Consider the following 18,989-nt stretch of genomic DNA (forward strand, 5'->3'; position numbering starts at 1 on the left):
GCCCCGGCCCGCCAACGCTGACGGAGCGCCTGCGCGCCACGCGCGGCGGCGGCCATCCGGGAGCCGCCGGTGGAGGTACCGGACAGTTCCCGGGCCTCGGTCTCGTTCGGGGTGACGAGTCGTACTCCGGGCACCGCCTCCGGGCCGCGCGGGTGTGGATCCCACACGACCGGTGCCCGGGTCGCGGCCAGCGCCGCCCGGAGGGCCGGTTGCCTGGCCACGCCCCGCCCGTAGTCGCTGACCAGGATCGCCGCCGCGCCGGCCAGCACCTCCAGTAGAGCGTCGGTCGGCTCGCCGGGCGACCCGGCCGTACCGCCCCGGTCGTAGCGCAGCAGCACCCGGCCCCGGTTGCGCAGCCGGATCTTCTCCGGGGTGGTCCCGGGCAGCGGCAACGCATAGACCTGAACCCCGGCCGTGGTGAGCAGGGTGCTGAGCCGGGCGCCCCCGGAATCGTCGGCCAGCGCGGTGACCAGGACGACCTCGAAACCCTGGTCGACGGCGAAGAGGGCGGCGAGTCCGGCGCCACCGGGACGGTCGACGTGGCTGCTCTCGTCCAGCACCGGCACGGGCGAGTCCGGACACAACCGGTTGACCACGCCCTCGACGTCCCGGTCGAGCAGCGTGTCGCCGACGACGACGATCCGGGCGGTCACCGAGCGGCTCCCGGTAGCGGCTCCGCCACGTCACCCGTCGTGGTGCCGAGTATCCCGGGCAGTGCCGCGTCGACGTACTCGCACAGGACGTGCGCGGACACCAGGTGCAGTTCCTGCACCACCTGCGGGTCGGCCGAGGGCACGGCGATGACGTCGGTACAGAGTTCGGCGAGTGGATTGGGGGTCGGGCCGGTCAGCGCCCAGCAGCGCAGCCCGATCTCCCGGCCCGCCTGCGCCGCCCGGATCAGGTTGGTGCTGCGTCCACTGGTGGAGAGCAGCAGCAGAATGTCGTCGGCGCGGCCGTGCGCGCGTACCTGGCGGGCGAACATGTTCTCGTAGCCGTAGTCGTTGCTGATCGCGGTGACCGCCGAACTGTCCGCGCACAGGGCGATCGCCGACAGCGGCTGGCGGTCGTCACGCAGCTTCCCGACCAGCTCGGTCACCAGGTGCTGCGCCTCGGCAGCGCTGCCGCCGTTGCCGGCGACCAGCAGCCGACCACCGGCGGCCAGCCGCCGGGCCAGCTCGTTGCCCCAACCGCCAATCCGGTCCGCGGCCTGCCGGTACGGCAGCAACGCCGAGGCCAGGCCGGCCAGATGCCGGTCCAGTACCCCACCGGCTCCGGCCAGGAGCGCATCCCCCACGGTCGCCGGCACCACCGGCTCCGCGTTCTCCGGCAGCACCCCCCGGCCGGCCTCCTGTGCCATCAGCCCACCGCCCACGGCTTCGGTCATCAGACCACCGCCCGGGTCGGCCGACGCACCCCGCTCACCGCCGTGTAGACGGCGCCGAGCTGATCTGCGGTACGACCCCACGAGTAGCTTTCCCGTACCCGGTCGAGCGCGGCGGTGGCGTAGCCGAACCGGCGTACCTGGTCGTTGAGCAGTTCCCGCAGCGCGGCACCGAGCGCCTCGGGGGCCCGTGGTGGCACCAGGTCGCCGGTCAGCCCGTCGACGATCGTGTCGGTGAGTCCACCGACCGCCGTACCGATCACCGGCACCCCGCAGGCCATCGCCTCCAGCGGGGTCAGTCCGAACGGCTCGTACCAGGGCGCGGCAACCAGTACGTCGGCCGACCGGTACCAGCGGGGCATCTCCTCCCGGGGCACCGCACCGACCAGACGCACCCGGTCGGCGACCCCGTACGTCTCGGCCAGCGCCCGCAGCCGTCGGGCCTGGGGGTCGTCGCCGAGTTGGTCGGCCGGTGGCCCGCCGACGATCACGCACTCGGCGTCCGGCACCAGCCGCATCGCGCTGATCAGATCCTGGAACCCCTTGCGTTCGACCAGGCGACCGACGGACAGGATCCGTGGCCGGCCACCGTCCCGGTGGGCCACCGGCCCGACCGGGGAGAAGTTCTGGTCGTTGACCCCGGACGGGACCACCGTCATCCGGGACCAGGGAACCCCCATCCGGATCAGCTCGCGTACCTCGTCCTGGCTCTGCGCGACGATCCGGTCGACGGTGCGGCCCAGTTCCAGCTCGTAGCCGACCCGGTTGGCCGGGCTGGTGTCCATGCTGCCCTGGTGCCGCCGCTTGACCGTGCCCAACGCGTGGTACGTCTGCACGACCGGCACCCCGGTCCGCTGACTGGCCGCCACCGCGGCGAGTCCGCTCATCCAGAAGTGCGCGTGGACCACGTCCGGAACCCATTCGTCGCCCTGCCACTGGTCGGCCAGCCACTGCCCGAACTCCGCCATGTACGGCAGCAGTTCGTCCTTGGCGATCGGCTCGGGCGGTCCGGCCGGTACGTGCACCACGGCGACCCCGTCGAGCATGCGCACCGTGCCGGGCAGTTCGGCGCAGTCGCGCCGGGTGTAGACCCGAACGTCATGGCCGGCGGTGGCCAGCGCTACGGACAGTTCCGCGACGTGGGTGTTCTGGCCGCCGGCGTCCTCCCCGCCGAGCGCCGCCAGCGGGCTGGCGTGCTCCGAGATCATCGCGATGCGCATAGTTCCTCCTCCAGCAACCGGTCCCAGTCCGCCAGGAACCGGTCCAGGCCGTACCGGGTGAGGGCGGCTTCGCGGGCGCCTGCGCCGACCCGGTGGGCCAGCGCGGGCTCCTCGACCAGCCGCCGAGCGGCGTCCAGCAGGATGTCGACGCGGGTGGACAGCACCCCGGCCCGGGGCGGTACGGCCTCGACCGCCTCCGTGGCGGCCAGTACGACCACGGGCAGGCCGATGGTCATCGCCTCGATGAGGCTGAGCCCGAGCGACGTCCACCGGCACAGGTGCAGGTAGGCCCGTCGCCGCCCGATCTCCGTCTGCATCCGGGCCTGCGGCAGGTCGTCGTAGGTGGCCATCCGCTCGGGCGGCAGGCCGAGGTGTTCGGCCAGGCCGGTGACGCCCATGCCGAAGACGTCCAACGGGGCGATCTCGGCGAACCGGGGCAGCAGGTCGGTGCCGGTGACCCGCCAGCGGCGGATCGGTTCGTTGACGACGACGGCCAGCCGGTCCAGTTCGCCGGTGTACCGGGCGACCGGCTCGACGACGCCGTGCTCGACGACCGTCGTCCGGGTCGTGCCGGTGTCCCAGCAGAGCGAGTTGAAGTGGGTGACGTGCGCGACGAGCAGGTCGTCCCGGTCGGCCATCGGGTGCCGGGTGTTCGGTACGTCCCCCTTCGGGGTGTTGTGCTCGACGAAGATGGCGGGCAGGTCGACACCGATCCGGCGGCGCCCCAGCCAGGTGTGGGCCAGTTCGATCTCCTCCGGCCGTTGCAGCACGACCAGGTCCACGTCCTCGTCGGCCAGCGCCTCCGGGGTGACCTCCTCGACCGTGTCCGGCCAGGTGTAGGTGCGTGCCCGGCCCAGTCCGTACGGCCCCCGGTCCGGGGTGACCGGGACGAGGTAGCGGTGCTTGCCGTGCACGAAGGCCGTGGTCCAGGACCCGTGCACGTGCCAGAGCAGGATGTTCATGCGGCCCCCTCCCCTAGCAGCCGGACTGCTTCCACGACGTTGCTGGGCTCGACCGTGGACAGGCACGGGTGTCCCGGCACCGGGCAGGTGGTGGCCCGGGTGTGGCGGCAGCCGGCAGCAGCGTCGCCGAGGCGTACCGCCGGCACCCGGTAGGGTCCCCACTGTCCGAACGGGACGGTCGGCGCGAAGAGGCTGACCACCGGCGTACCCACGGCGGCGGCCAGGTGCGCGGGACCGGTGTTGCCGACCACCAGACAACCGGCCCGCGAGATGATCGCGGCGAGCCCGGTGAGCGAGGTCTGCCCGCCGAGGTCGACACCGCTCCGGCCGGCGACGCGGGTGCACAGTTCGCCCTCCCCCGGCCCGCCGGTGACCACCACCCGGTGGCCTGCCTCGGTCAGCGCCGCGACGATCCGCTGGCACAGTTCCGGCGGGCAGGCCCGGGCGTCGACCGACGATCCCGGGTGGACGACCACGTATCCCGGCTCGGCCAACGCCTGGTCGGTGGGGGGCGGGGCCAGGCAGTCGGTGCGTAGCCGCAGCACCGGCTCGTCGTCGGGTGGTAACGGGAACCCGGCCGCCGCCGCCAGCGACAACGCCCGCTCGGCCTCCGGGATCCCCAGGGACACCCGATGGCGTACGTCGAGCAGCGAGCCGGGATAGTCGTCGCTGATGGCCGAGATCCGGCGTACGCCAGCCATCCGTAGTACCAGGGCCAGCGGCAGCGCGGACTGGTGGAACGACGTGAACAGCACCGCCTCGTCGGCGGCGACCGCCGCCAGACGGTCGGCCAACCGGTCCACCTGGGCGCGGTCGACCGGTTGTGGTTGCGGATCGATCCAGGGCAGCGGCCATTCGATCAGCTCGTCGACGCCGGGCAGCAGTTCGGCAGCGGCCCGGCCACGCGGGCCGCAGAGCATCACCACCCGGTCGGCACCGGCCGCGATCGCCCGGATGGCAGGGCCGGTGACGAGTACGTCACCAGCGGAGTCGGGGCGGGCCACCAGGACGCAGCGTGGACGTGTACGGCCGGGATCCGGACCGGCTGTGCCCCGGGCCAGTCGTTGCCGACGGAGGATGATGTCGACCGCAGCGCGCAGGTCACCGGCGACCGCCGGGGCGGCGGCGACCTCCTCGGTACGGGTGGCCGGGGTGGGCACCAGGATCCCGGCGGCACCGGCGGCACCGGCGGCTGTCATGTCCGCACCGATGTCGCCGACGACGACACACCTTCCCGGTACGGTGCCCAGCGCCCTGGCGGCGTCCCACACCAGCCCGGGAGCGGGTTTTCGACACCGACAGCCGGGGGTGCCCTGGGCGGGCTCGCCGTGGGTGCAGATCTGCCAGGTGTCGAACGGCCCGAGAAGTTCCTCGACCCGAGCGATGACGCGGGCCAGGTCCGCCGCGCTGAACCGGCCACGTGCGATACCGGACTGGTTACTAACGATGCCGAGGCGCAGTCCGGCGGCGCGCAGTCGGTCGAGGGCCTCGCGCGCGCCGGGCACTGGTCGGACCTGGTCCGGATCCCCGTTGTACGGCACGTCATATATCACTGTTCCATCACGGTCCAACAGGACCGCGTCGAACAGTGCCGGGCCGGGACCGGGTCGTACCCCGGCGAGGTCGGCGCGGGTTACGCCCGACCCGTCCTGAGGGGGCTCGACCTGGTCTTTTCGCACGCGGGCGGGTTCCCGGGGGCAGGAGCAGTAAACATCGTGGCGCCGGGCTCGGGCCACGGTCGCCGCAGGTTCACCTTGTCTGTTTATCCCGAATTATCAGCCCATATCATCAGGATCATCATGATCTTGGCCGACCAGAGTAAAGCGCTCAACGCGTAGTGACTACCCTTTGCAATGACCGATGTTGGCAAACCGAGGATGCCCCGATGATCGAGCCCGTACAGTTGCCCTCTCCGTGGCGGGACGCACGCCTGACCGTCGTCGTGCCTACCTACAACGAGGCGGGCAACCTGCCTGTGCTGGTCGATCGCCTGCTCGCGTTGTCCCTGCCGGGGCTGAGCATCCTGATCGCGGACGACAACTCACCCGACGGCACCGGCGAGGTGGCGGACAAGCTCGCCGCCGAGCACCCCGACCGGATCCAGGTCGTACACCGTGCGGGCAAGGAAGGGCTCGGTCGGGCGTACGTCGATGGCATCAGCCGGGCCCTCGACGGCGGCGCCGACTTCGTGGCGCAGATGGACGCGGACCTGTCCCACCCGCCGGAGGCACTGCCCGGCATGCTCGGCGCACTGCTGTCCACCCAGGCCGGCGTGGTGATCGGCTCACGGTACGTGCCCGGTGGCGAACTGGACGAGGCTTGGCCGCTCTACCGTCGGATGCTCAGCGGCTGGGCCAACCTCTATGTCCACACGCTACTGCGGGTACGCATCCGGGACCTGACCGCCGGCTTCAAGATCTGGCGGGCCGACGCGCTCCGGGACATCGGACTGGAGCGGGTGCAGTCCAACGGCTACAGCTTCCAGGTGGAGATGCACTACCTGGCCACCAAGCTCGGCCACACCATCGTCGAGGTGCCGATCCGGTTCGAGGAGCGCCGGGACGGCGAGTCCAAGATGAGCACGGCCACCAAGATCGAGAGCGCGCTCATGCCGTTCATGCTGCGTAGCCGGCACCGGGGCATCACCCGCAAGTCGTAATCGGGTCCACCCACGGCTCATTGGCGGCAATTGCGGAACGGCCCCCTGGCCCGGGCCGTTCCGCAACCGGCAGGCCTTCCCTATCCGCTCAGGGACGCGGCGATGATGGCCGCCGCGACGACCGACGGGATCACGTCGGTCAGCTGAGCAAGCATGGTCACGCGCCACCACCAGCGCTTCGGGTTCCACCAACGCTCCGGCAGGTAGTGGGCCACGCTGACCTTGATGGCATGCGCGATGCCCATCGCGCCGGCGAAGAAGACCACCAGGTCGATCGCGAACAGGTACGGCCGAGCGGCCTCCTCCGTCATCAGCTCGGTGATCAGGATCGTCGGCCCCAGGAATACGAGGAAGCCGACCACGAAGGCCGCCATCCATACCACCGACCTGCTCAGATGGCGCAATCCGAGATCATCGAGATCTTCTCCGGGCAGCGAGACGTGTTCAAGCAACTCCGCCTGACGCTCACGCAGCGTGGCTCCGTCGATGTCGAGCACCCAGACGACCGGTCGGGTCAGCAGCCGGGCCAGCATGCTGACCGGATCCAAGCCCACCATCTGCCGTCCCACCCTTCGTCCACCTCAGCTGCGCAGCAATGATTCTCGCCTTCGGCCGTAGAGAACCGGTAGCCCGGTAGTGCCGTTACCGGGCCGCAAGATGCCAGCGTCGAACGGCCTAGATCCGGGCCACCAGGTTCTCGAAGAAGGTCAGAAGGCCATGCAGAAGATCCGCCGTACGGTCCGGCTCAATGAGGACGACCAGGACGACCAGGATGGTGGGGAGAACCAGCACGTAGCCCATGATCAGACCGGCAAGAGCCATCCCATGCCCTTTGAGTTCGCCTTGGCGGGTACGGGCGACGCCGATATGTCCGGTAATGATGGCTACGATCGGTGGGAGGCCGCAGATCAGGCAGCCTCCCACCACGCCGAAGATGGCGGAGATAAGGCTGGTGACGGCGGCGGCAGAGGTACGCATCTCCCGATGCGGCGCCGACGCGCGCTCAGGACCAAGCTGGGACACGTAAATCAGTTTAGATTCATCGAACACATCTCGTGTGTCCTGAACGGCGTCTTTCGGCACCGACAGCGACGTCCGATGGCGGGTCAGCTCGGAACAGAACAGAGCCGGCCCGCCATCGTCGTAGTCGTCGAACTGACGACGCCGATCAGAGGAACTTGTGCGAGGCGTTGTTGTCCCGAACCGTGCTGAAGTTCCGCACCGTGCCGGCCGTCACGTTTTCATAGCTGCCGCCGTAGTTGCTGTTGTAGTAGACGCGGACCGTCTGGGAACTGCGGTTCCAGGCCGACCAGGCATTGTTCTTGATGCATTGCCCCTGCCCCGACCCGGCGGACTTGAAGTCGTAGCAGGTGGGCTGCGCATCACCGTAGTTGGCGACCGAGACCGTGAAGTCCGAGAGCGATCCCCCGCGGTCGTCCAGGTAGTAGAAGCAGATCTCCCCTCCCTCGCACACCCCGTTCCTCGGCGTCGGCTCTGCCGCCGAGGCCACCGTCGGGCTGGCTGCCACGAGCGCCGCTGCTCCCACTATGGCGAGCGTGGCCTGAGCGAAGATCCTCTTGAGCGTGGCCATGTTTCTGCCCTTCTTTGATCGTTACCGCGTCAAGTCGCGGCAGATGCGGCCCAGAGGGCTGGATCGGCGATGGGCCCCATTGCACCCACAGTTCCTTCTGCCATCCCTCACCTCAGGGATATCAACAACTGTTGGCCAACAGCCGTTGACAACGTACAACGGGACATCGATTCACGTCAACACCCGTTGGCCAACGATCGTTGACGTGACAGTGCCACCCAGACATAGACACATGGAGAGCCCTCTAGACGGTGAGGGACTACCCGACCTGAAGGCTTCCGTGGTTCCTGTCGAGCTGCCTCGTTTGGGCTATCGCCGGCAACGCCAGCGGCTGGGATGGCGGACAACGGCACCAGCAGGGGACGTGAAGGCCGGGTGACGATGACCGGGGTAGCGTCCGCTGCCGCTGTTTTCCCGAGGCGTACCGGTGCCTATTCTCTCCAGGGTGATGGACCGCAAGGATCGAGTGGCGCTGCTGGCCAGGGTCCGGGGCTGTGTTCTCGGGCTGATCCTCGGCGACGCGTTGGGCGCGACCGGCGGGACGGTACCAAAGGGCGGACCGTTGCGGGCGACGAGCGCCGGACAACTCGCCTGCTTCACCGTCGAGGGCATCATCCGGGCCAGCGTCCGTTACTCGCACAGGGGCATCTGCCACGCGCCGAGCGTCGTCTGGCGGGCCTACCACCGCTGGGCGGCACTACAGGGCATCCACGACGTCACGCGTTGGAAGGACGACGGCCTGCTCAACGGCTGGCTCGCCAAGGTGCCCGTGCTCGGCGCTCCACGCGGCACGGCACCGGCCACATCGGCCGCCCTGCGGTCCGGCCGACAGGGCAGCGCCGACAGTCCGACCGGCACCAGCGTCGGCGCACACGGGCTGACCCGCAGCCTTCCCGCCGCAGTCGGCCCACAGTGGGGTCCGTCGCCGGCCAGCCTCACTGCCGAGGTTGCGGCCCTCACCCATGGTCCGCAGGCGATCAGAACCGCCGAAGTCGCCGCCACGATCGTCCACCATCTCGGACAGCACCCCGATCTCACCTCGGCGGTACGACAGGCCCTCGACGGCGGCCCGAGCCAACCGGACGGACCGATCGGCACAGCCCTGGCGGACGCGCTCGAGACTGCGAGGTCACGACCGAGGCGACACACCGAACTGGCCCGCCTCGCCCCGGACGAGCGGGCGATCTCGGCACTCGCCGGAGCCGTCTACGTTTCCGCCGCCATGCTGGACCCCAGCAGCCTCACCGAGACGCTGCTGTTCGCGGCGTCGGCCGGGGACAACGGGCACACCGCCACCGTCGCCGGCGCCCTGCTCGGTGCCGCGTACGGTGTCGACGCGCTCCCGGTCGACCTGCTCTCCCGCCTGGAACTGTCCTGGGTGGCCGACACCCTGGCCCGGGACCTGGTCGCCGAACAGCTCGATGGCCCGTCCGGCGGCGAGTACGCGGCCGCAGACGATCCACACTGGTGGAGCCGCTACCCGGACGGGTAGCCGACGACGATCGGCGGGCACCCGGCCCAGAGGACCCGGTTGGCGCTGTTGACCTCAAGTCCGGTTGAGATTGCATGATCGACCGAGACCACGCCACTTGGTGGCGCATCGACGGGAGAGCGCATGAGCACCGACACCGGCTTCTACTCGATCATCGACTACACCGTCGATGGACCGGACACGCAGCGTGAACTCGTAGCCGCCTTCGCCGACATCCAGGAGCGGTGGGTCCGCTTCTATCCCGGCTACCGGTCGGCCCGGTTCCACGTCAGCACCGACGGCACCCGCGTCTACAACATCGTGGCCTGGGCAAGCGAGGCGGACTACCGCAACTTCGTGGAGACCTCCGACACCGAAGGCCGGATGGCGGCCATCGGCAGAGCACTGGACGGCTTGTCCGGCAGGGCCGAACCCCGGATGAGCGGCGACCCCAGGTACGTCGTCGTCCGCGAGGTCGGCCCCGGCCCGCAGAAGACCGATTCCTGAGTCCGACTCACCTGAGCAGCGAATCCCCACTGCCCCCACCGAAAGGCATCGATGAAAATCGAGATATTTGCCGACGTGTTGTGCCCCTGGTGCTACATCGGCAAGCGACGTCTCGCCGCCGCCCTGGCCAGGATCGCTGACCGCGACCGCGTACAGATCGTCTGGCGCAGCTATGAACTTGCTCCCCAGGACGGCCGGGTTCCCGGCCCGACGGCAGCCGAGGCGATGGCAGGCTGGTGGGGGGACCAGGCTGCGGCCAGGGTCGAGCGTATCCGTGCCCTCGGTGCGGCAGAGGGTCTGGAACTCAACCTCCACATTGCGCGACCGGTGAACACGTTCGACGCGCACCGGCTGTGTCACCTGGCCGCAGACCACGGTCTCGCTGACGAAATGATGGAACGGTTGCTGCACGCGTACCACACCGAGGGCCTCAACGTCGCCGACCCGGAAACCCTCGAACAGCTCGGCATCGAGGCCGGGCTGGCCCCCACCGACGTACGCGACCTGCTGGGCGGGGACGACCACGCCGAACGCGTCCGGGCCGACGAACGCCGCGCCGCACAACTGGGCGTCACCGGGGTTCCTTCACTCGTGATCGACGGTCAGCCCCCGGTCTCCGGCGTCCAGAGCCCCGAAGAGCTGCACCGACTGATCACCCATCGGCTGATTGCACCGACAGGGCCAGGCATGGGCGTAGACAACTGAAAAGTTGATCAGTTCTTGCAGGCTGCGCCTATGCTGCCCGGCATGGGTCTTGCGATCGTGGTCGGAGTCTTGGCAAATGTGATCGACGAGGAGGAGATCGAGGAGGTACGCGCCGAACTCGACAACCTCAGCGCCGCGTTGGCCAAGGAGGGCGTGGACTGGCGTGAGCCCGAAGGGTTGCCCACGCTCTCCATCCGGTCGACGGTCTCCAGCTTTCCGTACTCGTGGCTGCACTACCTACGCAGGGTCCTCGCGCTGGTGAAGCAAGGAAGGCCGGTGACCGCGGTCGACGGACGCAATGGTCTGGACCGGGATCGGAGCATCATCGAGGACGAGATGATGATGTTTGATTCCCACCTGCTGTGCCACTCCGACTGCGAGGGCTACTACGTGCCGGTCCCGTTCCAGGCACCGGTCTTCCTTCCGGAGGAGGCGGGTGTGGCCGGTGGTGGGATGGTCGGCTCCAGCCAGGGACTCTTGGCCGAACTGCTCCGCTGCGCCCCGGCGATCGGCATCCAGCTCGTCGACGGGGCGCTTGCCGACGACGAGGCGCGGCGCATCGAGGAGCGGCCCGACAGTCATCAGTTCGCCATCGAGTCGACCGTGTGGCTGGGCCTGTACGAGGCATGCCGGGCCAGCATCGCCGACGGCCATGCGATCGTCTTCTCGTAGGGCCGTTCACCCCCGCGCCGACGCCGAGCGTCTGCGCCACCCAGCGCGAGCTCGCACTACTTTGCTTCCTTTCCGACGATCAGCCGACCGAGATGATCGAGGAATTTCTCACTTCCCCAGTACGAGGTCTTCTTGTGGCCTGACCCATCGCTGCCAATGTCGATGACCTTTGCGCCCGGCAACTCGGCGGCCGACAGCCCGTGATCGTCCGACCAATTGGCCACCGGGTCATACTCCCCGGCAATCGAATAGATCTTCCCCTGGATCTTCAGCTCGCTGGGATGAGGCATGTCGTTACCCTTGACGTAATCCACGCCGACGCCCGGCCCGCCAATCGAGATCACGTCCGCCTTCAGGCCAGGCGTGATCAAGATGGTTTCACCCACGACGCGGGACCCGTAGGAGTAACCCAACAGGGTCACATGCTGACGATCAACCTCGTGGGTGACTGCCATGCCGTTGAGGAAGGACCGCAGTTCGGGCGCGGCGCGCTTCGCGTGAAAGTCATTGGTCGGACCATCTCCCCATTTCCACTCGGGAGCGTCGTACCCCAGCCAGACGATCGAGGACACACTGTCTTTGGTGTGAGTCGTAGCAGCACGATAGTTGGCCTGGGCCGTCTCGACTTCCTCCTGGAATTCATCCAACTTCGCGCCCGTTCCAGGGATGTATACAGACAGGTGGCTGGCGGTGTCCGGATTGCCGACGGCGACGATGGCCTTGCCATCACCTGACGCACCTATATCAAGTAGATAGAGCGGAGGCTGATCACCAGATCGGGATTTATCGATCATCCCCTTGAGTAGCTCCAGTGACTCGATCCGCTTCTGCAACGCACCGAGGGCATCGACCCCACTCCGCAGCTTGTCGAAATCGAATCCCCACACGGGAAATCCTGCCATCAGATCAGCAGTGATCTTGTCACTCTTCTTGGAAAGCAGTTCATGAAGGGCCGCCAGTCGAATCATGTTGGCACGATGCCGAGCATCAGCGGGAATGCCGTCCAAGCTGCCGATCTTGTCGGGCTGCGACTGGATGAGGAAGTCCTGTTGGCTTTTGTCGAGCCCACTCCACCAAGCCTGCACCTGGCTTGGAGTAGACGACATCGGGACTCCCTGGGACACGCCCTGGGAGCGGCCTGCGGACGATGCGCCCTCCTGCTCGGCCGCCTCGGCGGTCAGCCGACTGCCACTTTCGCGGAGCTCGGTGATCACCCTCGTCAAGTTCGGGAGGGCCGCGTTGTGCCAGTCGCTGCGGAAACGTTCGGCCACAGGCCCACGCCAAGGGACCTGCGAGACGGCAGCGGTCATGCCTGCCGCCTGCTGTTGCAGCGCCTCGGCCGCAGTGGCGATGCGCTTGGCGAGCTGCTTCGCAGCATGTGGATCCATACCGATCAAGCCACTGCCGGCCACGACGACCTCCCACGTTCCTGGCGGATGGCGTCACGCTAGGGGATGTCGACCTAACCGCCAACCTCTTCGTGGGTGGAAGCTTCCGGGGGCGAGTACCGGGGCCCTTCGATTTAGGCGGGGTTGAGCTGTCCGCAGTGGCGTCGAGTGGTGGCGCGGAGGCGTTGGTGACGAGGAAACGATCGCCCTGAGGGAAACTCGTCAGCTACATGTACTCCGCCGCGACCCCTTCAACCTCAGCAATGAACTCGTCAAGCTGAGATTCAGTAAAGTCGGCATCCTGAAGCAGTGTACCGAGCACAGCAATCTGAACGGAAAAGGCAATCTCAGGGTCGATGTTGTCAACGAGCTGCGCTTCCCCGAGCACGGCTCTGATCATTGCTTCCATCTCCAGAGCCGGAAGCGCTTCACCCTCTTCATATCTAGCTCGGGTCTCCTTGACAAACTGGATGACACTCCGAACATCTTGGTCATGGAATCGACGATCGACAGCCAACGCGAAGGCAGCGCTTATTACCTGTGATCCACCCTGCCAACCCACATCGTTCAACTCGATCAGGAGTCGATCTACAGCCTCCCAGTTCCGCCTGGCCAACGCCCTGATGAGATCACTCAGCTCTCTTTTTGCCACCACGCGCCCGCAACCTCTCTAGTTGTCGCTGAATTAGTTGACCCGACCTGTGAGCCGCAATTCCCGCTATCAATGTGAAGGCGATCAGATGCCCAGCGGCCTCCGAATACTTGATCGCCACTGGTGGAGTCGGCTGCCCGCTTGAAGGCGTTGACGTCCCAGCCAGCTGTGATCCCTTCGGGCCGAAGGGATCACGTACGATCTTCACCGTCTTCTGCACTACTTCTGTAACGTTCTTACCAGCATCCTGGAGGCTCTCGACATTGCGAGCCATCCGCTGGAGGAAGCTGCCGATGTTCTTCCGACCCTCGAGTCGCTGAACTGACGACTGCACCACCCCTTCACCGGAAGGCATCTCTTCGTCAGACACATCCTCGTCCGAAGCCGAGCCAGGGGCGATCTTGTTGCTGTAGGCAGTGAGAGCCTCCCGTGCCGCTTCGATGAGGCGGGCGTACTTCGCTGTCTTGTCGCTCGCCACCGATATGTCATCGATGGCTCCCTTGAGCGGGGAATGCCCACTCCCCTGCGCAACTTCCAGGTAACAACTGTGTGCGTGGTCCGCGTCGGCCTTCGCGCGCAGCGCAGTGACCGCCGCAGCAGCGAGACGGACTCGAGCCTCCCGCAACTGGGCCACGACGTCACCAATGCTGACCGTCATCCGAGTCGAATCAGATAGGCATTCGCCCGGTCAACCGCCGCTTTGTAGCGACGCAGCGTACGGTTGATCTCGATCTCAGCGGCAGTCAGCGCTTTCAACGCCTCCTGCACCTCCTCGGCTTGGCTGCCATCGACAGTACGGCGAGCCAGGCCATCGGCTTCCGCCGCACGTCGGACAGCCTGCTTGAAGGTGGCTACGGCGTCTTCGGCAGCCTCGTTGCCTGCCCGGATGGTCGCCTTGACGTCGCCAATGCTCATGGAGATCAGCCGAGAAGGCCGATGTATTCGCGAGCAGCGCTGGAGCTGCCCTGAATCAGAGCAGCGGCCTGGGCAAGCTGTTGCTTGGTCTGCTCGGCCCGGGCAATGGCCTCGGCAATCTTCGGATGCCCCGTGCCGGCGGCGACGGCCCGCAGGCGGCTGAGCATCTGCTCAGCGTTGTTGGCTGCTGCCTGGATCTGGCTGAGAGTGCTGTTCCCCTGCTCTGCGGCCTGCGCGAGAGCGGCTTTGACTTCCTCGATACTGGCCATGCGATCCCTCCTGCTCATCGCCCGCTGGTTGGTGGGCGGGGCCGGCGCGCAACGAGAGTGGACGACACAACCGCCGTCATCTCTATGCAATCGACCAGACAGTATCGAGACCGATCAACCAAACGCAGCCCCGATGAGGGAAGTCGCGAGAACCCGACAACCGAGGTCTTCGGTGAAGGCTCGGATTAGCGGCTTACTTCGCCTCAGCAACGAATACGCCAACACCGTGAGCACTCTCGACAAGCCCTTCAGTGCGAAGGGCGTGCATGGCGTAGCGGATCACCGAGTCAGACACTCCGTGCTCGGCCTTGAGCTGGGAAGTAGAGGGCAGTTTGTCACCCGGCCTCAACTCTCCAGACTTGATCTGGCCACGGATGTGATCGGCAAGCTTCTCCCACTTCGATGCAGGCATGAGCACTCCTTGGTCTCCGTTGACCATGAGATCACGCCCGAACTTCACGTCGCAAGTTGTCGGTACAGCGAACTAGTGGTGTTGACTTAAGCGAACTAGTTCGCTTAAGTTCGGTCACGCGAGGTGCTCCTTGGTCTCCAACCTCCGGTGTCCTCGCACCTCCGGTCGGGGCGGGCGGCGTGTGGCGCGCGCGGGTTGTCCGTCCCGGCCCCGTTCGTTCCTGCGCGCTGCCAATCCCGATCCCTCCGGGATCCCCTGCTGGCAGCGTGGGCGGTCCGACACCTGCGGCAGGGCGTCGGGCCGCCCGCCCCATCCCCTCTGAGCTGCGGAAAGGGTGATTGCTTCGTGGGTGAGGTACGGAAGATTGCGCCGGTGGAATCGGCGCGGTTCGTGGCGCATCTGCCGTTCACGGCAGCTGACATGAGTTCGGCGCTGGTGTTCACCCGTACGTTGGTGCGGTCGTTGGCGTTCCTCGACCAACTCGACGGGGGCGAGGCCACCGTCTCGTTCGAGGACGGCCAGGGCAACCGGGAGCGGGTGTTCTGCGACCTGCTGACCGAGACCGGACGCCGCTGCGAACGAAGAGCCGGACACCCCGGCTCGTGCCTGCCCCGGGACGGGCGACACTCGTGACGCTGAGCATGTTCACCCCACCCGTAGTGGCGTGCGACCACTGCGAAGGACGGGGCCGCATCCTGATGCTGTGCCACTGCGTACGGTGGGGCGACAGGTTCCTCATCGACACCGGCGACGACATCGACCCACTCCGTTCCGACGGGCACGCCTATCGGGACTGCGAACTGTGTGACGGCAGCGGCTACACGCTCGCGGACTGTCACGAGTGCCGGCGCACCGGACGTCGTCGGGCGCAACTCGTGCTCACCGTCGTCAACCTGGACACCGGCGCGGTCCGCTCGGCGAACGTCGTACCCGGTGGGGTCGAACCCCGACGCGGCCCGGCCGGGCGGTGGGAGCTGGCGCTGTCCCCGGTCGTCGCCGCCTTGGCTGCCGAGGTGGACGCCGTCGCGTGGCGTGACGCCTGCCGCCCGGCGAATCCCACCGGCAACGGCTTCTCGATCCTGCTGCCCACCGCCTGGCGAGCCAACCTACCGACCGCCGAGCGACACCGTCTGGAGGGCGAAGCGATCGCCCGACGTTGCTGGCACCCGTGGCTTCTGTACTTCGGCCGGACCGGAACCCTCCCGGCACCGGAGGAACCGGACGCTGTCTTGGGCCGGCTGTGTCACCTGGCCGATGTGCTCTGTCTCGACCTGGTGGTGGAGGCGCGGTACGTCCGCGACGACCGTCTGAACTGGGACATCCGCTACGAAGTCCCTGGCGGCAGGGTACCCGGCGGTCATCGCGGCTGGGCCGACGACCTGACGGCAGCCGTGGTGGCCACCAGCGTCGACCACGCCATGTTCGGCCTGACCGACCGATCGCTGACCGCACCCGCCCATTACCTGCAACCACACCCGCCCGAACAGATCCGACCGCCGAACGTGGCCACCGACCAGGTCGAACGGCGCATCCACGCCGACCTGGACGGCCTCGACGGTCGATCCCCCGGAGCACAGGCAATCTGGCGTGACGGTCGTTGGCACCACACCCGCCTGCGCGTCGACGACACCATCGAGGTGATGACCGCGCTGTCCACGGGCCAGGTGGTCCGCAAGACCGAAACCGTCCTCGTACGAGCCTGGGAACCGCCCGCTCCCGGCTGGCAGGGCGAGCCCGTCCCGTACCGCCCCTGCCCGGACTGCCACCCCGAAAACCGCCTCCGCCGCTGTGTCTGCACCCTGGGCAACCAGCCCCCCAAGCCTGACTGCTCCGCCTGCGCGGGTGCCGGATATACCAGCGCCAACCGCCGCTGCCCCACCTGCCATGACAGTCACCGGATCTACGAGGGGGTCGTCGTCACCCTCACCGGCCCCGGTGACGCCGCCAGGCACCTCAACTGGCCACTCCCGGACCGTGCCGCCGACGCCACGTACCTCGCTGCCCACCCCGGCGGTAAACCAATATTCCAACTACCGGTCCACTACCAGGTCCGGCACTGGGCCGAGATCCTCGGCGCTCGGCCGGCGGACCTCACCTATCTCGACGGCGGTCACCACATCAACCAGAACCTCAGCGAGGGAACGGTCACGGTCGACCATCCCCGGATCGATCCGCTGGCCGAGTACATCGCCGACGCAAGCCGTGGGCAACCCGCCGCCCGGCTGCTACTCAACGCCACCCCACCGCCGGCCGCGCACCTGCCCGACCTGATCCGCCTCGCTCTCGGACTCCACCAGACCCTCGTCGTCACCCTCCAGGACCACTGGCTCAACGAACACGACCCCCGCTGCGTCCACGGTGAATGCTGGAGCATCGCCCTGCTCCCGCCCGACCAACTCCTCCCACCGGACCCACACCCGTTCCACCCGACCGTCGAAGCTGCTGCCGCGTATCTCCTCGAATACCTGGAGAACGCCCTCTACGACGTGGTCTCCGAGGACCCACAGCAGGGCATACCTGTGCCACAGACCCCGCAACCCGCCCCGCTCGTGGACAACCCCGTCCCGCTGATCCGACGACTCGCTCGGCACCACGCGGGCAGGCCGGTCAGCATCCGCTACCACCACACCGGCTGCCATCTCCACGTCTACGACCGCAACGGCAAGATCCACCACCTGGCCACCGCCCGTACCGTCCCCATCGCCCTGACCGCACTCGGCCTCGGTCGATCCTGACGCAGCTCGGAAGCGAGATCGTGAAGCAGTCAGCAGCCACACGTGTAGTAGAGGATGTCCCAGTGGGTGCGCTCGCGGGTGTAGATGTTTCCTGCGGGAGATCGATACTGATGGCCGAATCCGGAGACGTGGCCGAGATAGGTGTACCTGGCTGAGATGTAGTTCTGGACACAGACGCTGAGTCTGATGTCGACCTTGTAGCCGCCCGAATGGGTGTAGCTACTTCCTGGATGGCCGGTCTCGGTGCCTCCGGTGATGGTGATGGCGCACCCGCTGGCCCGCTTGAACGTAATGATGCCGGTGATCGTGGCCTGCCGGATCCCCTCGAACGAGGTGCAGCTCGGGTGGTTACGGTCGCTGCAATCGCCGGTGGAGGTCCACGGAATGCCAGCGGTACGAAGCTGGGCAGTTGCCTTGGTCTGCGTGATCGCAGAGGCCGGGGTGGCGAACCCGAGGACGGCGGCGGACGATGTGAAGGCGACGCCGAGCGTGGTGAGAGAACGGCGAAAGAGAATTCGACGAGGCGACGACATGGAACCTCCGGATTCCCGCTCCGGGTATCTGCTCGACGCGCAGCGGACAACGTCAAGGAATTGCGCCGCGCACGCTTACCCATTGCGATAGGTAGCCGACGAGGGTTACACACCAACGTTTGCGCATTACGTGGTCGTCAGGTTACCGCCCGCCGGGTCTCGCCACCGTCTCAACGGCCGTAACGGCTCAGCTTGGTCAGTGGTGCTTCGGTAGGCAGGCCGGACAGTCGTTGAGATCAGCTCAGTGGCTGATCGGAATGGGTCCACCGGCCCCGTGGATGGTCCTGTCGGGGCAGCCAGAGCATGGGCTGGGATTCTTGGCAGGCCTGGTCGACACCATCGTGCCAGGGGAAGAGGCCTTCGTCGTCGGGCCACACCATCTGGACGATCGGCAGATGTGACATCTGGTAGAAGTCGATCGCCGCGCCGAAGAAGCTCTCGTACCAGCTCGGGTGCACAGGCTGTAACGCGACGTTGAACTGCTCGAAGACGAAGTCACGCCACTCATGCGCGTCCATGAACTCTACTTGTCGTAGTAGATCGCCGAGGGCGTTGGTGAGCTCCATCATCCGCTGGGGGCTCAGCCCGAAGATGGCTACATCGTGTTTGCCTGTGGTATGCCACAACCCGATCGAATAGACCCAGTCGGGAGTTCGGCCCTCACCACTGACACCTACCACGCTCCAGCCGTGGTCGGTGATGTGCTGCGCGGTCTGCCTGTCCCGCGCATTCCAGTAGTTGCCGTTCACCGGCCCCTGGCATATCAGGCAGGGACACGCATACTCGGTCACCGGCCAACCCTAGATGACGCTTTCCACCCACCACCACACTGCTCCCGCACGTTGTCCTTTTTGTAGCGCTGGGTGCGCGCCCCACACCGAGCTATCGGGCGAAACCGGGTTTGCGGCGGTCAGACC

At 67.2% G+C, this 18,989-nt stretch carries 23 protein-coding genes; 7 read left to right on the forward strand and 16 right to left on the reverse strand.

What is annotated here, in order from left to right; all coding sequences use genetic code 11:
* From ACFQ4H_RS28820 to ACFQ4H_RS28840, 5 genes are all read right to left on the reverse strand, one after another.
* The coding region (locus ACFQ4H_RS28820; RefSeq protein ID WP_377576833.1) for a PfkB family carbohydrate kinase at positions 1–653 on the reverse strand (653 nt) is incomplete at its 3' end.
* The gene (locus tag ACFQ4H_RS28825; protein ID WP_377576938.1) at positions 650–1,279 is read right to left on the reverse strand and encodes a D-sedoheptulose-7-phosphate isomerase; all 630 of its coding nucleotides are present in this window, start codon (positions 1,277–1,279) and stop codon (positions 650–652) included. The genes ACFQ4H_RS28820 and ACFQ4H_RS28825, both read right to left, overlap by 4 nt.
* A gap of 104 nt (positions 1,280–1,383) precedes the next feature.
* Positions 1,384–2,601 carry a glycosyltransferase gene (locus ACFQ4H_RS28830; protein ID WP_377576836.1) on the reverse strand — a complete coding sequence of 406 codons (1,218 nt, stop codon included), beginning with the start codon at positions 2,599–2,601 and terminating at the stop codon, positions 1,384–1,386.
* Entirely contained in the window at positions 2,586–3,563 is a 978-nt protein-coding gene (locus tag ACFQ4H_RS28835; protein WP_377576838.1) for a glycosyltransferase, read from the reverse strand. Before ACFQ4H_RS28835 ends, ACFQ4H_RS28830 begins: the two co-directional genes overlap by 16 nt.
* Positions 3,560–5,242 carry an HAD-IIIA family hydrolase gene (locus tag ACFQ4H_RS28840; protein ID WP_377576841.1) on the reverse strand — a complete coding sequence of 561 codons (1,683 nt, stop codon included), beginning with the start codon at positions 5,240–5,242 and terminating at the stop codon, positions 3,560–3,562. The genes ACFQ4H_RS28835 and ACFQ4H_RS28840 overlap by 4 nt, the downstream gene beginning before the upstream one ends.
* A 206-nt stretch (positions 5,243–5,448) precedes the next feature.
* Here ACFQ4H_RS28840 and ACFQ4H_RS28845 point away from each other — a divergent pair, with 206 nt between their 5' ends.
* A complete protein-coding gene (locus ACFQ4H_RS28845) occupies positions 5,449–6,222 on the forward strand; it encodes a polyprenol monophosphomannose synthase (protein WP_377576844.1) in 774 nt (257 codons plus the stop codon).
* Positions 6,223–6,302: 80 nt separating this feature from the next.
* Here the strand turns inward: ACFQ4H_RS28845 and ACFQ4H_RS28850 are convergent, their stop codons facing one another.
* From ACFQ4H_RS28850 to ACFQ4H_RS28860, 3 genes are all read right to left on the reverse strand, one after another.
* Positions 6,303–6,779, reverse strand: a complete 477-nt coding sequence (locus ACFQ4H_RS28850; protein ID WP_377576847.1) for a hypothetical protein — start codon at positions 6,777–6,779, stop codon at positions 6,303–6,305.
* Between the two features lie 118 nt (positions 6,780–6,897).
* Positions 6,898–7,245 carry a DUF4190 domain-containing protein gene (locus ACFQ4H_RS28855; RefSeq protein ID WP_377576850.1) on the reverse strand — a complete coding sequence of 116 codons (348 nt, stop codon included), beginning with the start codon at positions 7,243–7,245 and terminating at the stop codon, positions 6,898–6,900.
* A gap of 145 nt (positions 7,246–7,390) precedes the next feature.
* Positions 7,391–7,813, reverse strand: coding sequence for a peptidase inhibitor family I36 protein (locus tag ACFQ4H_RS28860; RefSeq protein ID WP_377576852.1), 423 nt, complete (start codon positions 7,811–7,813; stop codon positions 7,391–7,393).
* Positions 7,814–8,261: 448 nt separating this feature from the next.
* Here ACFQ4H_RS28860 and ACFQ4H_RS28865 point away from each other — a divergent pair, with 448 nt between their 5' ends.
* The 4 genes from ACFQ4H_RS28865 to ACFQ4H_RS28880 all read left to right on the forward strand — a co-directional run bounded on the left by ACFQ4H_RS28865 (position 8,262) and on the right by ACFQ4H_RS28880 (position 11,168).
* Complete coding sequence (locus ACFQ4H_RS28865) at positions 8,262–9,305, forward strand: ADP-ribosylglycohydrolase family protein (protein WP_377576940.1); 1,044 nt, start codon at positions 8,262–8,264, stop codon at positions 9,303–9,305.
* Positions 9,306–9,428: 123 nt separating this feature from the next.
* The gene (locus tag ACFQ4H_RS28870) at positions 9,429–9,791 is read left to right on the forward strand and encodes an antibiotic biosynthesis monooxygenase (RefSeq protein WP_377576855.1); all 363 of its coding nucleotides are present in this window, start codon (positions 9,429–9,431) and stop codon (positions 9,789–9,791) included.
* Between the two features lie 51 nt (positions 9,792–9,842).
* Complete coding sequence (locus ACFQ4H_RS28875) at positions 9,843–10,496, forward strand: DsbA family oxidoreductase (RefSeq protein WP_377576858.1); 654 nt, start codon at positions 9,843–9,845, stop codon at positions 10,494–10,496.
* A gap of 42 nt (positions 10,497–10,538) precedes the next feature.
* Positions 10,539–11,168: a hypothetical protein gene (locus ACFQ4H_RS28880; RefSeq protein WP_377576861.1), complete on the forward strand. Its 630-nt coding sequence runs from the start codon at positions 10,539–10,541 to the stop codon at positions 11,166–11,168.
* Between the two features lie 56 nt (positions 11,169–11,224).
* Here the strand turns inward: ACFQ4H_RS28880 and ACFQ4H_RS28885 are convergent, their stop codons facing one another.
* The 6 genes from ACFQ4H_RS28885 to ACFQ4H_RS28910 all read right to left on the reverse strand — a co-directional run bounded on the left by ACFQ4H_RS28885 (position 11,225) and on the right by ACFQ4H_RS28910 (position 14,804).
* A complete protein-coding gene (locus tag ACFQ4H_RS28885) occupies positions 11,225–12,580 on the reverse strand; it encodes an alpha/beta hydrolase (protein WP_377576864.1) in 1,356 nt (451 codons plus the stop codon).
* A 202-nt stretch (positions 12,581–12,782) separates the two neighbouring features.
* Positions 12,783–13,208: a hypothetical protein gene (locus ACFQ4H_RS28890; RefSeq protein WP_377576866.1), complete on the reverse strand. Its 426-nt coding sequence runs from the start codon at positions 13,206–13,208 to the stop codon at positions 12,783–12,785.
* Entirely contained in the window at positions 13,186–13,866 is a 681-nt protein-coding gene (locus ACFQ4H_RS28895) for a hypothetical protein (protein ID WP_377576869.1), read from the reverse strand. Before ACFQ4H_RS28895 ends, ACFQ4H_RS28890 begins: the two co-directional genes overlap by 23 nt.
* Positions 13,863–14,123, reverse strand: a complete 261-nt coding sequence (locus ACFQ4H_RS28900) for a hypothetical protein (protein ID WP_377576871.1) — start codon at positions 14,121–14,123, stop codon at positions 13,863–13,865. The genes ACFQ4H_RS28895 and ACFQ4H_RS28900 overlap by 4 nt, the downstream gene beginning before the upstream one ends.
* Positions 14,124–14,128: 5 nt before the next feature.
* The gene (locus ACFQ4H_RS28905) at positions 14,129–14,392 is read right to left on the reverse strand and encodes a hypothetical protein (RefSeq protein WP_377576874.1); all 264 of its coding nucleotides are present in this window, start codon (positions 14,390–14,392) and stop codon (positions 14,129–14,131) included.
* A gap of 193 nt (positions 14,393–14,585) precedes the next feature.
* A complete protein-coding gene (locus tag ACFQ4H_RS28910) occupies positions 14,586–14,804 on the reverse strand; it encodes a winged helix-turn-helix domain-containing protein (RefSeq protein WP_377576877.1) in 219 nt (72 codons plus the stop codon).
* A 345-nt stretch (positions 14,805–15,149) separates the two neighbouring features.
* Between ACFQ4H_RS28910 and ACFQ4H_RS28915 the strand changes: the two genes are divergently transcribed.
* A complete protein-coding gene (locus ACFQ4H_RS28915; protein ID WP_377576880.1) occupies positions 15,150–15,437 on the forward strand; it encodes a hypothetical protein in 288 nt (95 codons plus the stop codon).
* Positions 15,434–17,539, forward strand: coding sequence for a hypothetical protein (locus tag ACFQ4H_RS28920; protein WP_377576883.1), 2,106 nt, complete (start codon positions 15,434–15,436; stop codon positions 17,537–17,539). Before ACFQ4H_RS28915 ends, ACFQ4H_RS28920 begins: the two co-directional genes overlap by 4 nt.
* A 29-nt stretch (positions 17,540–17,568) precedes the next feature.
* Here the strand turns inward: ACFQ4H_RS28920 and ACFQ4H_RS28925 are convergent, their stop codons facing one another.
* The gene (locus ACFQ4H_RS28925) at positions 17,569–18,072 is read right to left on the reverse strand and encodes a hypothetical protein (RefSeq protein WP_377576886.1); all 504 of its coding nucleotides are present in this window, start codon (positions 18,070–18,072) and stop codon (positions 17,569–17,571) included.
* 236 nt (positions 18,073–18,308) lie between these two features.
* Positions 18,309–18,821, reverse strand: coding sequence for a DUF4262 domain-containing protein (locus tag ACFQ4H_RS28930; protein ID WP_377576888.1), 513 nt, complete (start codon positions 18,819–18,821; stop codon positions 18,309–18,311).
* Between the last annotated feature and the right edge of the window lie 168 nt (positions 18,822–18,989).

It is taken from the genome of Micromonospora sonneratiae, assembly GCF_042679305.1.
Lineage (GTDB): Bacteria > Actinomycetota > Actinomycetes > Mycobacteriales > Micromonosporaceae > Micromonospora_H > Micromonospora_H sonneratiae.